Annotated in this window: 15 protein-coding genes and 3 pseudogenes; 11 read left to right on the top strand and 7 right to left on the bottom strand. The window is 65.0% G+C overall.

The genetic code is table 11. The annotated features are described in order from the left end of the window. Positions 1 to 6 precede the first annotated feature (6 nt). Positions 7 to 732: a Crp/Fnr family transcriptional regulator gene (locus tag AC1D2L_RS13290; protein WP_476846346.1), complete on the bottom strand. Its 726-nt coding sequence runs from the start codon at positions 730 to 732 to the stop codon at positions 7 to 9. Positions 733 to 933: 201 nt separating this feature from the next. Between AC1D2L_RS13290 and AC1D2L_RS13285 the strand changes: the two genes are divergently transcribed. Next, positions 934 to 1545: a MarC family protein gene (locus AC1D2L_RS13285; RefSeq protein ID WP_476846345.1), complete on the top strand. Its 612-nt coding sequence runs from the start codon at positions 934 to 936 to the stop codon at positions 1543 to 1545. A gap of 119 nt (positions 1546 to 1664) precedes the next feature. On the opposite strand, the gene AC1D2L_RS13280 is transcribed toward AC1D2L_RS13285, so the two are convergent. After that, positions 1665 to 2048, bottom strand: coding sequence for a hypothetical protein (locus AC1D2L_RS13280; protein WP_476846344.1), 384 nt, complete (start codon positions 2046 to 2048; stop codon positions 1665 to 1667). 212 nt (positions 2049 to 2260) lie between these two features. Here AC1D2L_RS13280 and AC1D2L_RS13275 point away from each other — a divergent pair, with 212 nt between their 5' ends. Both AC1D2L_RS13275 and AC1D2L_RS13270 read left to right on the top strand, forming a co-directional pair. Further along, positions 2261 to 2671 carry a hypothetical protein gene (locus AC1D2L_RS13275; RefSeq protein ID WP_476846343.1) on the top strand — a complete coding sequence of 137 codons (411 nt, stop codon included), beginning with the start codon at positions 2261 to 2263 and terminating at the stop codon, positions 2669 to 2671. 145 nt (positions 2672 to 2816) lie between these two features. Further along, complete coding sequence (locus AC1D2L_RS13270) at positions 2817 to 3062, top strand: hypothetical protein (protein WP_476846342.1); 246 nt, start codon at positions 2817 to 2819, stop codon at positions 3060 to 3062. On the opposite strand, the gene AC1D2L_RS13265 is transcribed toward AC1D2L_RS13270, so the two are convergent. Then, the gene (locus AC1D2L_RS13265; RefSeq protein WP_476846341.1) at positions 3059 to 3724 is read right to left on the bottom strand and encodes a GntR family transcriptional regulator; all 666 of its coding nucleotides are present in this window, start codon (positions 3722 to 3724) and stop codon (positions 3059 to 3061) included. The two genes, AC1D2L_RS13270 and AC1D2L_RS13265, sit on opposite strands and share 4 nt — an antisense overlap. Before the next feature lie 457 nt (positions 3725 to 4181). On the opposite strand from AC1D2L_RS13265, the gene AC1D2L_RS13260 reads away from it, so the two are divergent. From AC1D2L_RS13260 to AC1D2L_RS13230, 7 genes are all read left to right on the top strand, one after another. Continuing rightward, a complete protein-coding gene (locus AC1D2L_RS13260) occupies positions 4182 to 4949 on the top strand; it encodes an ABC transporter substrate-binding protein (protein ID WP_476846340.1) in 768 nt (255 codons plus the stop codon). 17 nt (positions 4950 to 4966) lie between these two features. Further along, positions 4967 to 5623 (top strand): amino acid ABC transporter permease, encoded by a 657-nt coding sequence (locus AC1D2L_RS13255; RefSeq protein WP_476846578.1) that lies wholly within the window; start codon positions 4967 to 4969, stop codon positions 5621 to 5623. After that, the gene (locus AC1D2L_RS13250; RefSeq protein ID WP_476846339.1) at positions 5620 to 6345 is read left to right on the top strand and encodes an amino acid ABC transporter ATP-binding protein; all 726 of its coding nucleotides are present in this window, start codon (positions 5620 to 5622) and stop codon (positions 6343 to 6345) included. The genes AC1D2L_RS13255 and AC1D2L_RS13250 overlap by 4 nt, the downstream gene beginning before the upstream one ends. A 208-nt stretch (positions 6346 to 6553) precedes the next feature. After that, positions 6554 to 7468: a phosphotransferase gene (locus AC1D2L_RS13245; RefSeq protein WP_476846338.1), complete on the top strand. Its 915-nt coding sequence runs from the start codon at positions 6554 to 6556 to the stop codon at positions 7466 to 7468. Between the two features lie 67 nt (positions 7469 to 7535). Beyond that, positions 7536 to 8834, top strand: coding sequence for an aspartate aminotransferase family protein (locus tag AC1D2L_RS13240; protein ID WP_476846337.1), 1299 nt, complete (start codon positions 7536 to 7538; stop codon positions 8832 to 8834). Positions 8835 to 8962: 128 nt separating this feature from the next. After that, positions 8963 to 10288 (top strand): NAD(P)/FAD-dependent oxidoreductase, encoded by a 1326-nt coding sequence (locus AC1D2L_RS13235; protein ID WP_476846336.1) that lies wholly within the window; start codon positions 8963 to 8965, stop codon positions 10286 to 10288. A gap of 37 nt (positions 10289 to 10325) precedes the next feature. After that, positions 10326 to 11054, top strand: coding sequence for a hypothetical protein (locus AC1D2L_RS13230; RefSeq protein WP_476846335.1), 729 nt, complete (start codon positions 10326 to 10328; stop codon positions 11052 to 11054). A gap of 831 nt (positions 11055 to 11885) precedes the next feature. Here the strand turns inward: AC1D2L_RS13230 and AC1D2L_RS13225 are convergent. After that, positions 11886 to 12056, bottom strand: coding sequence for a hypothetical protein (locus tag AC1D2L_RS13225; protein ID WP_476846592.1), 171 nt, complete (start codon positions 12054 to 12056; stop codon positions 11886 to 11888). Here AC1D2L_RS13225 and AC1D2L_RS13220 point away from each other — a divergent pair. Beyond that, positions 11988 to 12227 (top strand): annotated as a pseudogene (locus AC1D2L_RS13220) (hypothetical protein); the annotation flags it as partial. The gene AC1D2L_RS13225 and the pseudogene AC1D2L_RS13220 sit on opposite strands and share 69 nt — an antisense overlap. Before the next feature lie 160 nt (positions 12228 to 12387). Here AC1D2L_RS13220 and AC1D2L_RS13215 read toward each other — a convergent pair. The 3 genes and pseudogenes from AC1D2L_RS13215 to AC1D2L_RS13205 form a co-directional block, all read right to left on the bottom strand. Continuing rightward, positions 12388 to 12575 (bottom strand): annotated as a pseudogene (locus tag AC1D2L_RS13215) (integrase core domain-containing protein); the annotation flags it as partial. Beyond that, a pseudogene (locus tag AC1D2L_RS13210) lies at positions 12573 to 12896 on the bottom strand (IS3 family transposase); the annotation flags it as partial. The pseudogenes AC1D2L_RS13210 and AC1D2L_RS13215, both read right to left, overlap by 3 nt. Before the next feature lie 59 nt (positions 12897 to 12955). Further along, on the bottom strand, positions 12956 to 15151 hold the full coding sequence (locus AC1D2L_RS13205) for a hypothetical protein (RefSeq protein ID WP_476846334.1): 2196 nt from the start codon (positions 15149 to 15151) through the stop codon (positions 12956 to 12958). Positions 15152 to 15196 lie beyond the last annotated feature (45 nt).

Here is a 15196-nt window from a genome sequence, read left to right as displayed (position 1 = left end):
ATCGCATCACTCGCGCAGATGGAGATAGGCGGCGTCGAACTCGCCGAGTTCGCAGAGCGCGTCCCAGTCCAGCAGCTTAAGCCGTCGCCCGCGCAGTTCGATCAGCCCGCTCTCGCGCAAGACCTTGAGCGTCTTGTTGGTGTGAACCGTCGAAAGCCCCAGCGCATCGCCGATCTCCGTCTGCGTCATCGGGAGCTCGAAGTGAATGCCGTCGGAGAGGCCGACAGCGCGCATCTTCGTGGCGAACTCGCAGAGGAAATGGGCCAGCCGACTCTGGGCGGAGCGGCGGCCGATGCCGACCATCCACTCGCGGAACACCGCCGCGTCGATCAGCGCCTCGCGCCAGAACGCTTCCGCGATCCGATAGGAACTGCGGCTCAGGCGCAGGACCGATTCATGCGGAATGAAACCGACGCGTGACACCGTCAGCGTGCCGAGGCTGTGGTCCATCTGCTCGATATGGAGCGAATGCAGGTCGGGAATATCGCCCGGGATGTGCAGCGACAGGATCTGGCGATTGCCGTTCTCCACGGTCTTGTAGCGGCAGACCAGCCCCTCGAGCACGAGGCAGCAATGCTTGGTCTTGTCGCCTTCGCTGATGATGTCGGTGCCGGCCTCGTAGCGCTTGATCGTGAGCGGAAGGTCGAGCAGCAATTGCCGCTCGGCGCTCGACAGCTCCGAAATGCTTTCCATCTTGCGGATCAAGGCGCGGAGATGTTCGGCGTCTGACATGACTGGTCCCGGTCGCGCTTCCTGATCGTCTCTAGCGAAGGAGGCGAAGCCAGCCTGTCTCCGGCGCAACAAATGGGCTGCCCGGGGCGAGCTGTCAAAATGCTTTATTAATCGAGGGTGTGCCTATCCCTTACCGAAGTGTAGGCCCGGTATCGAGTTCCCGCTATAGTTGCTGGCGGAGTGGCAACGCAGGAACGCACGATGGATCGGCTTGTCACTGAGTTCGTCAAGCTCTGGGTCGTCATCGACCCCATCGGCACACTCCCAATCTTCCTAGCAGTCACGGCCGGCATGAGCGCAGCCGCAGCCAGGCGAGTAGCGATTCGCGGAACACTCGTGGCCGCGCTCGTACTGGTCTTCTTCGTCGTCGGCGGACAGGTCTTGCTGACGGCGATGGATATCGAATTGAGTTCGTTCCAGGTCGCCGGGAATGTCGTCCTCTTCCTGTTCGCCCTGACGATGATCTTCGGAGAATCCAAACTCGAGGAGGACGAGAAGCTGATGCGCACCGGCGATCTCGAGCGCGCGGTCTACCCGCTCGCGATCCCCGGCATCGCCAATCCCGGTGCCATGCTGACGGTGATGACGCTGACCGACAATTCGCGCTTCAGCGTCGCCGAGCAACTCGAGACCATAACCGAGATCGTCGTGATCCTCGGCCTGCTGCTGCTCCTCTTGTTCGCGGCCTCGCGCATCATCGCCGTGATCGGCAATGCCGGCGCCAGCGTCATCAGCCGCGTCATGGGCCTGGTCCTTGCGAGCGTGGCCGTCGACGGCATCGTCCGCGCGCTGCGCCAGATTATCGCGGCCTGACGCGGAATCGGGCGCCTCGCCCGGGAATCCCCCGCGGCACGCGCCATCCCACCATGGTCCGGTGATGGCAAGCCAGAGCGCCAGCGTTCCCCAAGCGGCGAGCGCCCGCGCCTCGGCGGTCAGAGCTCCGGAATGAAGTTGACGTCGCTGATCACGAGACCCTCTCGCGAGGCCTCGGCCTCCACCATCGTGAATTCGAGCGCGCCATGGCATTCGGCGCGCCCCTGCCCCGACGGCGCGCCGGCGCAATGGCGCTCGAGATGGCCGATCATCTGCAGCGAAAGGCCGATATCGTCGATCCGGATGCTGCCGGTCGCGTCGCTCGCGAGCGCACCTTTGGCGCGGGTGAAGTTAGAGATCGTGACGTTCTCGACCCGGACGAAGGTGCCAACCCAGGCGGCCCTGTGCCCCTTCACCTTCGCGAGCGTGGCGACATGTGCGCCATCCTGCGCGACGGCACCAAAGGCCGCCATCATCATCCCCGCAACCATCCAGACACGCATCGCCGCCTCCTGACTCGAGCGGCGGGATGCAGCGATCCCGGCCGAGTCGTCAAGGCGGGCGAACGGCATTCCCCGGGGAACATGCCTCCAACGCAACGTGGGCGTAGCGAGGCTCCGGTCGATCGGGGTTGCGTCTCGTCGCTCCGTCGCCGATCATCGAGGGCAAGGCGCGAGTCGCGCCGGCCAGATCCAGCTCTAGGAGGATGGGGCCGATGTCGAACTGCTTCCCGATCCCGACGGCCTGCCTGGCTGCCGTCATTGCCTCGGGCTGCATGGGGCAATCGATGCCCGATGTCACAGAGGTCACCAAGCCCGCCACCGAGGCCTTCTCACGCCTGGGCTCATGGCGTCCCTGGCCGTCGGCCCAGCCCGAGCCGGTCGCGCCGGTCGCTCCGGTCGAAAGCGCCCCCCTCGCCGCCCCCTCGCCTCCGCCTGCACTCGCTCAGGCGCCGCGTGCCCAATCCCAGCCTCACCCCCTGCCCCCGCGGGTCAAACCCGTCGCATCGGCCGCTCGACCGGTCGCACGGCCAAGCCGCGGGCAGCAGGTTCCGGCGTCGATCTCCTGCCAGACGATCGCCAATCCCGGCCAGCGCGTCAGGATGGAGTGCAAGCCGAGCGACTAGGATGCCGGGGCCTGTCCCGGCTTGCGCTGGCGAAACAACGCGGCCCGCCCGCCATCGAAGACAGCACCGCTACTGCGAATGAAGGACGGCGCGGACCCGGCTGCGCGCTACGGCTCCAGTTCCGATGCTGGAGGCCGCAACTCCAATGACCGTCAAGACGCTCATCGTCCGCAAGGCGCGATGCTCGATCGCCCAGCCCGTTCTGGCGGCGACGAAGCCCTGGGGTCTCTACGTCCTGAAGATCGGCCGCAATCTCCACGAGGTCGGCCATTTCGAGACCCGCGAGCAGGCCCTCCGCCTCGCGCGGATCCTGTCCGATGGACGCGGGGATATTCGCACTGAGCAGATCGCCGGCGAGGCCGTCCACGCGGCCGGTGCTCTGCCGAACTAGCCGCGGAGCGGCAGCCTCAGGCGATCGAGTATGGGCCGTCCGCCTTCGATGATGTCCTCGGCGATCGCGCGTGCGGCTGACGCACCGTCCCCGCGCTTCAGGGCCTCGACCACCTCGTAGTGATGCGAGACCATCTCGCGCCCGCCCTGCATGTAGATCTCGGCAATGGCCGGGCCTGTCTGCAGCCAGAGACCGCGCAGGATACCGTTAAGCGTCGGCAGATTGGCGATCTTGGCCAGCTGGAAATGGAACATCTGGTTGAGTTCCGCGCCGCGTGCGCCGTCGCCACGGCTGATCGCCTCTTCGTTTTCCGCCAGCAGCCCCTCCAGCCTGGCGATGTCCTGCTTGCCGGCGATTGCGGCCGCCGTCTCGGCTGCAAGCGCCTCCAGCCGCACGCGGATGCTGCGAATCTCCAAATAGGCCGCCTCGGTCAGCAGCGGAATCTGGATGTTGCGAGCCGTCTGGAAAGTGACCGCATGGTCGTGGCTGAGCCGGATGATCGCATCCCGGACGGGCGTGACGCTCGTCCCGAGCCGCTCGGCGAGATCGCGGATCTTGATACGGTCGCCAGGCTTGAATTTCCCTGAGATCAGCGCGTCGCAAAGGGTCGCGTAGACGGTATTGCTCAGATTTTCGTGGTTGAGCACGGAAAGCTCTGTCATCCGCCCTGATCCTTCCTCCGGTCGTTGCAGTCTACGCATCGGCGTCGCCGGAAATCAAACCATGATGCATCAAGTGTGGGACTAGGTCAGTTCACGATGTCCGGCACCGACGCACCGACACTTCGCCCGCTGGCCCGCAAAACTCAGCGTCAGGCTGACGGCTTTTCCCGAATTTCTGCGGCAGCCCCGACTAGTGGCTCCCGCCGAGAATCCCGATTGACACATCCATATGAATACAACAAACAAGATGCATCATAAATCATGTCGCAGGCTGTGGCCCGCGATCGTGGGTGCGTCGGTAGAACAGGGATCACGAGGCCGGGAGCCGCAGTGCTGTTGCCCCGGGAGGCCTATCCGTCACGCGGGCGCAGGCTGCGCGCTGCGGGCGATGGCCTGACGACCCCCGATCCCTGTCGGTGCAGCCGCAAAAAGCGCTTGGATAACGGGAGAGACAACAATGATGAATCGTCGCGAGATCATGACCATGGCTGCCGGTGCAGCCGCGTCACTGACGGCAGTTCCAGCCGCCCGCGCACAGGCCCCGCGCGTCCTGCGGGTCGGCTGCACCCCGACAGGCTCGCCCTTCACCTATCTGAACCTGAAGACGCAGCAGATCGACGGCCTGATGGTCGACATCATCAAGGACATCGCCGCGCGCAAGGATCTGAAGATCGAGATCGTGCCGCTGGCCTGGTCTGCGCTGATTCCGTCGCTGACCGCCGGCCAGATCGACGTGATCTCCGCAGCGGTGTCCTACACCCCCAAGCGCGCCGAGATCGTCTCGTTCTCCAAGATCGTCAGCAGCTTCGGCGAGGCCTGCTTCGTCAAGAAAGACGACACCGCTGCCGCCTATGTCACGCGCTCCGATCTCAAGGGCAAGACCGTCGGGGCCCAGGCCGGCACCTTCTATTACGACAACCTGCTGAAGTCGGGCCTCTTCAAGGAGGTCAAGGCCTATGACCTGATCCCCGACATCGTCCGCGAGGTCGCCAATGGCCGCATCGACGCCGGCTTCGCCGACCAGCCCGTGATCGCCTACAACATCGGCGAAGGCACCTATAACGGCATCCGCATCGTCGAGAGCTACAAGCCCGTCGACATGGCCGAGCAGGGCATCATCGTCCGCAAGGACGAAGCAGCGCTCCTCGCGCAGGTGAACGCAGCCATCGATGCGATGATGGCCGAGGACGTCTTCGCCAAGCTTCGCAAGAAGTGGAAGATCTGACAGCGATGACGGAGTTTCTGCACGCATTTCTGGAGCGCGCCGGGCTGTACATGCCCTTCCTCCTGACGGGTCTGAAAATGACCATCGTCGTCACCCTCGGCTCGCTGGCCGTGTCGACGGTGCTGGGGGCGGTCTGGGCGGTCATTCGCTACATGGAGATCCCGGTGCTGTCGCCGATGGTGGCTGCACTGATCAACATGCTGCGCAGCATCCCGATTCTCGTGCAGCTCTACTTCATCTACTTCGTGGCGCCGTCGGTCGGACTTTCGCTGACGGCGCTGCAGGCCGCGATCATCGGCATCGGGGTCGGCTATTCCGTCTATCATGCCGAGAGCTACCGGGCGGCCCTGAAGGCTGTCGAGCGCGGGCAGATCGAGGCCGCGAAGTCCATCGGCATGAACTGGTGGCTGATGCTGCGGCGAGTGATCATCCCGCAGGCGGTGCCGATCGCCCTGCCGTCCTGGGGCAACCTGGCCGTGATGATGCTCAAGGACTCATCCCTGGCATCGACGATCACCGTGACGGAACTGGCTTTCCAGGGCCGTGTCCTCGCCAGCTCGACCTACGACAACTCGACGATCTACATCCTCGTCTCGCTTCTCTACATGGTCATCTGCCTTCCGCTGCTCCTGTTGGTCAGCAAGCTTGAAATCAGGTCGCGGCCGAACTCATGATCAAGATCGACAGCCTCAGGAAATCATACGGCGCTGTCGAGGTGCTCAAGGGCATCTCGACGGAGTTCGAAACCGGCAAGGTCGCCTGCATCATCGGCCCGTCCGGGTCGGGAAAATCCACCTTCCTGCGTTGCATCAACGGCCTGGAGGCTTTCTCGGGCGGCAAGATCTCGGTCGATGGCTGGCCTGTGGAACCGCACAAGAGCAGCATCAACCTGCTGCGCCGCGACGTTGCCATGGTGTTCCAGCGCTTCAATCTGTTCCCCCATCGCACCGCGATCGAGAACGTGATCGAGGGGCCGGTCTATGTGAAGGGCGAGAACAGGGCGCAGGCCACCGAGCGCGGCATGAAGCTGCTCGCGGAGGTCGGGCTCACCGGGCACGAGCACAAGTACCCGCCGGCCTTGTCGGGGGGGCAGCAGCAGCGCGTGGCGATCGCCCGCTCGCTCGCCATGCAGCCCTCCGCCATCCTGTTCGACGAGCCGACCTCGGCGCTCGACCCCGAACTCGTCGGCGAGGTGCTCGATGTCATCCGCCGCGTCGCCGCGACCGGCAAGACGCTGCTGATCGTCACGCACGAGATCCAGTTCGCGCGGGAAGTCGCCGACCGCGTCCTCTTCATCGACGGCGGCAACATCGTCGAGGAGGGCCCGCCCTCCGAGATCCTCGCCAATCCCAGGCAGCCGCGGACGCAGGACTTCCTGCGCCGGGTCTCGCACTAGACGCGCGGCGCGGGGGCGCGACGGCGGGCACGGCGCATGGCCGCGCCCACCCCGTCGATCCCGCGACGACGACATACCCAGTTCAGCAGGAGAAGAGTTTGTGGCTGCCGAGGGGCTGAACGCAGGGCAGATATCGTCAGCGCCGCAGATCGCACTGCCGCGAGCCCGCCAGATCGCACGGTCCGTCTTCGGATGGAGCGGCGAACCCATGGCACTCAACGGCGAGATCGACCGCAACTTCCGCATCTGCGACCAGGACGACCGGTTCGGGGTTCTGAAGATCAGCCACGCCGCCGAATTGCCATCCATCACCCTGCAGAATGCGGTGCTCGAGCATCTCGCGGCGCAGGATCCGGGCTGCCTCGTACCTCGCATCATCGCGGGGCTCGATGGCGTTCCGGTGGCGCGTGTCGACGACGAGATCGGCCAGCCCTGCTGCGTCAGGCTGCTGACCTATGTCGAAGGGCGACCGCTCCAGATGGCGGCAGCGGGGGCGGTCGATTTCGAGGCCTTTGGCCGCGCTATGGCGCGGCTCGATCTCGCTCTATCGAGCTTCGCGGGTACGACGACCGCGCCTGCCGGACCCTGGGACCTCCAGACCGCCCATCAGCTCGTCGATCGACTGGCGTATATCGAGGATCCCGATGATCGCGCCCGTGCGGCCGCGGCCTTTGCAGGTTTCGAGCGCCATCGCGGCGCTTTCCTGCGCATGCCGCTGCAGCTCGTCCATAACGATCTCAACCCGCACAATGTCATCGTGACGACGCACGCCGGCCAGGATGGTTTTGGCTTCATCGACTTCGGCGATGCCGTGCGGGCCCCCGCCGTCGCCGAGGTCGCAATCGCAGCGGCCTATCATCTTTGCCTCGAGGGAGATGCGCTCGCGCGGGTCCGCGCCCTCATCCGCGGCTACGAGGCGGTTTCGCCGCTCGGCGCGGCGGCCCACGCGTTGCTGCCGTCCCTGATCGGCCTCCGCATGGCGCAGTCGCTGACCATCAGCGCCTGGCGGGCAGCCCGGTCCCCTGCAAATCGCGACTATCTGCTGCGCTACCGCCAGTTCAACAGCCGGGCTCTGGCTCGCCTCGCGACGATCGAGACCGGCTCTCTGCTGGCACAGCCATGAAATGCGTGTCGATCGCTGAGCTTGCTTCCAGAATGGCCCCCGGCAAACCGAAGAGAGAAGTGCTGCCATGACGTCCCATCGCGACGAGCAGACCGCCCAACCTCCCGTCGATGCCGACTCACTGGCTGCCCGTCGGCGCGCCGTGCTGGGCCCGGCCTATCGCCATTTCTACGAGGAACCGCTGATCCCCGTTCGCGGCGAAGGTGTCTGGCTCCACGACGCCGCCGGACGCGCCTATCTCGACTGCTACAACAATGTCCCGTCGGTCGGTCACTGCCATCCAGACGTCGTCGCGGCGCTGGCGCGCCAGGCTGCCAAGCTCAACACGCATACGCGCTACATCCAGGACGAGATCGTCACCTATGCCGAGCGGCTGGTCGCGAAACTCCCCGATGCGCTCGACACGGTGATGTTCACCTGCACCGGAAGCGAGGCCAATGATCTCGCGCTGCGCGTGACCCGCGATGTCACGGGCGGCACCGGATTCATCGTGACCGCAAACGCCTATCACGGCGTCACGCTGGCCTTGGCCGACATGTCGCCCTCGCTTCAACCCGTGGCAGGCCATATCCGCGTCATCCCCGCGCCCGACAGCTACCGCGCCGAGCCCGGCATCGATCTCGCAGCGCGCTTTGCGGCCGATATCCGCGCCGCCGCCGCTGATCTCGTCGCGGCGGGGCACAAGCCTGCCGCGCTCATGGTTGACACGATGTTCGCCAGCGACGGCATCTTCCCCGTACCCGGCGTGCTGAACGCGGGCGCTGCCGCGATCCGCGAACTGGGTGGCCTGTTCATCGCCGACGAGGTGCAGGGCGGCTTCGCACGTTCGGGGCGCTGGTGGGGCTTCCAGCGCGATCCCGGTTTGACGCCCGACATCGTCACGCTCGGCAAGCCGATGGGCGCCGGCCACCCGATCGGCGCGATGGTCATCCGCGCCGACCTCGTGGCCGCATTCGGTGCCAGGCGCCGCTACTTCAACACCTTCGGGGGCAACACGGTCTCGGCCGTCGTCGGTCTCGCGGTGCTAGAGGTGATCGAACGCGAGGGACTGGTCGAGTCCGCGGCCGAGGTCGGCGCCCGCTTCGCCGACGCCCTGCGCGAGCGTGCGGCAAGCCACGTCAGGCTCGGCGATGTCCGCGCCGAAGGGCTCTATCTCGGGCTCGAACTGGTCGAGGACAAGGCGACGCGCACGCCCTGGGGCAAGGGCGCCGCCGATCTCGTCAACCGCCTGCGCCAGGAGGGCGTGCTGGTCAGCACCTCCGGCCCCGCTGGCAACGTGCTGAAGATCCGCCCGCCTCTGGTGTTCCGCACTGAGCATGTCGACCGCTTCATGCAGGCGCTCGATCGACTGCTGCCGGAGTTGTAGCCCCTCGCCTCCCGGAGGGAGCTGCCGGGACTCTCACCCCGGCCAGCCCGACCTCGGCTCTGCGCGCCCGCAATCGTCGGGTCCGCGAGCGCATTTTCCTCTAGCCCGCCCGTTACCTGGAGTACGCCATGTCACCTCGGCGCGAGTCCGTCCTCAGCAGCCCGAATCTTCCCGAATCCGCCGATGTCGTGGTGATCGGCGCCGGCATCGTCGGCATCACGGCGGCCTATAGCCTCGCCGAGCGCGGCCTCAGTGTCGTCGTCGTCGAGAAGGGCGAGGTCGCCGGCGAGCAGTCGAGCCGAAACTGGGGTTTTCTGCGCCAGCAGGGCCGCAGCCCGGCCGAGCTTCCGCTGATCAAGAAGAGTGTCGAACTCTTGGAGCGCCTGCAGAAGGATACCGGCTTCAACCTCGGCATGAAGCGCTCGGGCACGCTCTATGTGACGGACCTCAAGAATCCCCCGGAGGCCTGGCAGGGTTGGCTCGACACCTGCCGCGACCTCGATATCGACGTCTCGATGATGGATGCCGCCCAGGTCAATGCGGCGCTGCCCAGCAGCATCAAGTGGACGCACGGCATCCATACCCCAACTGATGGCTTCGCCGAGCCGGATCGGGCGGTGCCGTTCCTCGCCCGCGCGGCGAAGGACAAGGGCGTCGTCATCCTGCAGGGCTGCGCAGCGCGCCTGCTCGACATCCAGGCCGGGAAGGTCGCCGGCGTCCACACCGAGCTTGGCCTGATCCGGACCACCGCCGTCCTCTGCGCGGCGGGCGCCTGGTCGAACCTGTTCTGCGGCCGCCACGGCATCGATTTCCCGCAACTCGTCGCAAAAGCCTCGGTGCTGCGCACGGGCGCGGTCGCCGAACTCGCGCCCTTTGGCGGCATCGGCTTCCGTGATTTCACGATCCGCCGTCGCGACGATGGCGGCTACAACATCGCGCGGCCCATGGGCTGGACCTTCGAGCTGGTGCCCAACGCCTTCAAGTACATGAAGGAGTTCTGGCCGGCCTTCATGCAGCAGCGCCAGAGCATGAAGCTGCGCCTCAACGGCCGCTTCCTCTCCGAATGGAAGCGCCCCACGACCTGGGGCGCCGCCGAGGTCAGCCCCTTCGAGGAGACGCGCGTCTGGGACCCGGCGCCCGACAATGATGCGCTGGGCTACTCCTACAAGGCGCTGAAGCGCGCCTTCCCCCAGCTCGGCAACCTGCCCTGGATCGAGAGCTGGGCCGGCATGATCGACATCACGCCCGACGCCGCCCCCGTCATCGGCCCCGCCCCGCTCGACGGGCTGTTCATCGCGACGGGTTTCAGTGGCCATGGCTTCGCCATGGGCCCTGGCGGCGGCCGCCTCGCGGCGGACCTGATCTCCGGCTCGGAGCCGCTGACGGACCCCCAGCCCTACCGGTTCGAGCGCCTGAGCACAGCCCGGATTTCACGCGATCTGTCGCCGAACTGACGGCGCCAGCCAGATTTCACCACGAGAGACACACGATATGACCAAGCTGGTAGTTCACTTCGATCGCGCTCCCGAGACGACCGCCGGTCTCGCCGAAGGCTTCGCGGCGCAATTCGCCACCACCCGCGGCGCTTTGACCGTGGCGGCGGCGGAACGCTACCGCAGCCCCATCAACGCCGCCGCCTTCGGCAATGGCAGCGTCGCCGGCACAGGCACGGCTGAAGTCGCGACGACTGCGCACGTTTTCGTGCTGGTCGAGAGCGGCGCCGTGATCGTCGAGAGCGAAGGCGAGCTCTTCTGCTTCCAGCGCGGCCAATCCTTCGTGGCCGGCGCCGGCTCGCGCTTCACATGGCGGCAGGAGGGCGATGTCGACTTCGCCTTCAGCTGCTGCGCGGACACCCGCAGGCCCGGCAAGATCGTCCCGATCGTGCAGCAGGGCGGCCGAACGGTCTCGGCTCCCTATGCCGCGGAGCTGCTGCTGTCGCCGGAAAACCCGCAACAGGCCGGCCGCAGCGCCTTCACCGACAGCACGACGCGCTGGCAGGTCGGCGTCTGGAACTCGCAGAGCTTCGAGCGCAAGTCGATTCCGTTCCCGAAGGACGAATACATGTACATCCACACCGGCGCCGCCGAATTCCACGGCCCGGACGGCGAACGCGACGTCATGCCCGCCGGTTCGTCCTTCCTGCTCGGCTTCGGCACGACCTGCACCTGGAAGAACGAAGGCCTCGTCGACAAGACCTACTGCGCAGTGCTGAACAAGTGACGCAAGCGGGCGGCGGGCGGATGAAACCACCGCCGCCCCGCATCGAAACGGCAAGACGCAGCGACGGCGGATCGGCCAAGCCGGAACGGCAAGGTCGAGAGCGGCGTGAGCGCGAGATGAGAACGGGGTTCTGCCGGCACGGCGCCGCCAGGACGCAAACAAGCCGCCCGAACGCGGCTTGTTTCATTGTCAGTAATGGCGGCTTTTTGGAGCGCAACGCCCTCGTAGACGAACCTACTGCTCACTCGCGCTAGGGGGCGAAACCCTTCATCTCCGTAATCATCGTCGCGCTCGCGGCCCGTTCTTCTTCGGAGTGACGCAGATGTAATCTCGCTGTAATCGGCGGGAGTTCCTGGTGCCGGTAGACCAGGTGCACTCGACACCCTGGCCGCAAAGAGCCAGGTGCTGGGCGCAGGTCGTAGCGATGCTCCCTGCGGGAAGAGGCGCCGTGGACGGGAGGCTACGGCGCCTCTTTCCATACCCGAGGCGCGCGTATCCCGGGCAGCGGTGCCAGCGACGAGTGAAGAGAGTTCATGAGTGAGCCCGCGCAGAGCATGTCAGGAGGCAGCTATCAAGCGTGCGGAAGTTCAACTAGGCTCGACATTCTAGCCACGCATCGGCTTTAGGCCTCTGAGCTGCGCGAGTTCTTTTCGGCGGGGCTGGATGCAGCCGGTCACCTTGGTCGGCCGACGTCAGGAGACAGCCTTGTACAGAACCTTGAAACTGAAATCCGCTTTCATGCTTTTCGCGCTTCTGTCGGGCTTTCTTTCGCCTCTGGTGAGCGTAGGGCCTGCCGAAGCACAAGTACGCGCGTCCAGTGGGCGTGACATTTCACGCCAGAATGTGCGGAGCAGGCAGCAGCCGCATCGTGGCGGCGGACAACATGTCAATCGGGCTCACAGTCGACAGCAAGTTAATCGCCATCATTCGCGCGCCCAAGTCCATCATCCTCGTCACAATGTCCGCCCCCACACGCGACACAGCCGGGTCGTCGTGGTCCATCCGCGTCGCCACTGGCACCGAGGCGGAGCGGTAGGAGCCGGCGCTGCTCTGGGCTTTATTGCTGGCGCTGCCGCGGTATCACTGGCTGGCTCGCCCCCACGCGCGGGCTATTGCTGGTTCTATACGACCCCGCATCGGACAACTGGTTTCTGGGATTGGTGCCCGCGCTGATCGCGGGGGACCCATTTGCGAATAGCCCCGAGTTGTGTGGACGCCCTCGGGTCAGATTTTCTGCTCCTTTTCAAACTCTGGCCTGCCCCCAACGAGGTGGTCCATTTACAGTCAAATGCATGGTTGGCTACGCGGCCGTGCTTGACGGCGCCACGATAGTTGCCGGCGCCGGCGGCTTGTAGCCGAGCGAGGAGTGCGGGCGCCTAGTGGTGTAGTTCTGGCGGCAACTCTCGTTGCCGGGCTTCGCTTCGGGAGGCTCGAGAACAGCTCACCGTTCAGGGGTTCGTCTCGGAGCTTGGAGTTGAAGCTCTCGCAGTATCCGTTTTCCTCATGACTGCCTGGCTCGATAATGTCCGCAGTCAGCGCCACCTCGCCGCCCGTCCCACCCGCACCTTGCGTTGCGTGGATCGATGCTGCCCCAGGACACGGAGCGCCAGCCGCTCCGACACACCGAACTTGATCATGGCGTCGTCGATGCAGCGACGGCGCCGATCGGGGCTTAGAGGTTTCCCAAGGCAGCTTCTCTCAGCATGAGCTTCTCGAGCGTTAGATGCGAGACGGCTTTGCGCAGCCGCTCGTTCTCCTTTTCCAGCTCCTTCAGACGCTTCACCTTGGTCGGACTTCAGGCCCGCCAAACTCTTTGCACCAGCGATAATAGCTCCAAGAGCTCGAACGCCCACTTCAAGAACGACACTTTTCAGAGGGCAGGCCAGTTATGGGTCGGTCACCTAGGCCAGCCACCAGCCCTGTTCCAGGCCGTCGACGATGAAGACGTCATTGACGCCGTTCGTGTCGCCGGGCACCAGCGTCGGGTCTTCGGAATAGAAGGTGACGAAGCGTCCATCAGCCGAGATCACCGGCGAGTAAACATCGTGGATCGCCTGGCTTCCGAGGTCATTCAGGCTGACGCGGCTGATATGTCCCGTCGCGATCGTATAAACGAAGATGTCATGTTTGCCGTTGGTGTCATTAGCAACGAGATTGGTCGCATCGGAGCCGAAGACGACATAGCGGCCATCCGCTGAAATCTTCGGGACCCAGCTATGGTCGTTGCTTTCAGTGCCGGCGCTGCTCTCGCTGATCCGTTTCGTCGTGCTCGTGGCTGTGTCGCGCAAGAATACGTCGTATTTGGTGTTCGTATCGTTGGCGACCAGATTGGTCGCGGTCGAGCCGAAGAAAACATATCGCCCGTCGGCTGACATCGAGGGGAAATAGCTTTCAAAATCCCCGGAGAACCCGTCGAGCGCGACGCTGATGAGCGCAGTATCGCCCGTCACCGTGTTGTTCACGAAAACGTCGAAAGTTCCGTTTGTGTCTGACGGGTGCAGGCTGGCGTCGTAGGAATCGAAGGCGATGTATTTCCCATCGTCGGACGTGGCCGCGTAGGCGATCAAGTTGTCCGCGTGAGCAAAGAAGGGGCTGGGAGCTATATGCGAGAGCGCATTGGTCTGGGTATCCAGCATGAAGACGTCGGGTTGATTGTCATCCCCACCGCCGCCCAGATTTGTCGCGTCGGAGACGAAGGTGACATATCTGCCGTTGCCGGACACGAATGGTGAGCCGTTATCTGCATTGTTTTCGGTTCCGTCGCCTGCAACGCTCGCGCGTCTCACCGTTCCGGTCGCGAGCTCGACGATGAAGACGTCGTTGTTGCCGTGGGTGTCGCCGCCAACAAGATTTGAGGCGGCCGAGGTGAAGACAGCAAACCGGCCGTCCGACGAGATGATCGGCTGATCGCTGGCGCCGTTGGCCTGAGTTCCGCTGCTCGCCACGCTGACGCGGTTCGTCGTCCCGGACTCGCGATCATGCACGAAGACGTCCCTCGTGCTGTTCGTATCGCCTGCCACGAGAGTCGATGAATCCGAACTGAAGATCACGAAGCGGCCATCGCCGGACGGTGCGGCCAGCATGCTGGCCCCGTTGCCCTGCGTGCCATTGCTGGCGACGCTGACCCGGGTAATGCTGGCCACGTCCGTGACCTCGATCGCGACGCTTCGCGTGCTGGAATTGCCTCGCGCATCGGTCGCAGTGATGTCGACGAGATAGGTGTTGTCCCGATCGCGATCGGCCGGCGCTTCGAAATCGGGGGATGCCCTGAAGCGCAGCGCGCCGGTATCCGCGTCGATCCTGAACAGGGCCGCGTCGCTATCGACTCCTGTCAGACTGAATTTGACGGCGCCTGCCGCGTTGGTCTCGGCCTGATAGACGACGCTGCTGGCTGCAACATTCTCCTTCGTGTTCGCGTTGCGCGCCGAGGTGAAGGCGAGCGGGGGCAGCAAGGCGAGCGGCCCGCCATAGCCTGACGTATCCCCACCCGCCAGGCTCGCGAAGAACGTCGCCACCGCGTCGTCGAGCCGGCTCGTCGCGGCTGCCGACGGATCGAAGAAGGCATAGCCGACGATCTGGCCGAGCACGGCGCCCTTGGCCTGCAGGGCGACGTTGTCGAGCCCCTCATTGGTGTAGAGTTCATTGAAGAATGCGATCTGGCTCTTCAGGTTGTCCATTGCGCCGGTAGAGGGCAGCCTGCCATAAACCTCGACATAGACCTCGTTGATGAAGTCGACCGTCGAATGCGCGCCGTACTTCTCGGCAAACCCCGTGTCCGGTTCGTTGGCGTAGCCGCGGCCGAGCGCTTCAAAGGGGCCGAGAGACGGATTCAACACCGCGCGGTCCCGGTACCAGATCAGTTGCCGGTCAGCCTCCGGTGTGAGGATATCGAGCCGCTCTGAGCTCGGCACGAGGCCCGTCACCACCTGCGAGACCGCGATTGCAGCTCCGGTCGTCAGCGCGAATTCCGACGACAGCTCCACGACATAGGCCGCGAAGGTGATGCCGGTGGCGACGATGGCGCTCGCCTCGGCCTCGGACAATTCCGCGCGTGCAATGGTACGGTATGCGGTCTGTATCTCGCGGGCGGTCGCCATCGTCGCTGTTTCCTTCGGGAAGGGCGGGCGGTACGGCATGGGCGC

Source organism: Allobosea sp. P1_B10, from assembly GCF_056406735.1.
The sequence above is the reverse complement of the archived record's forward strand: the minus strand, read 5'-3'. Positions and strand labels throughout refer to the sequence as shown.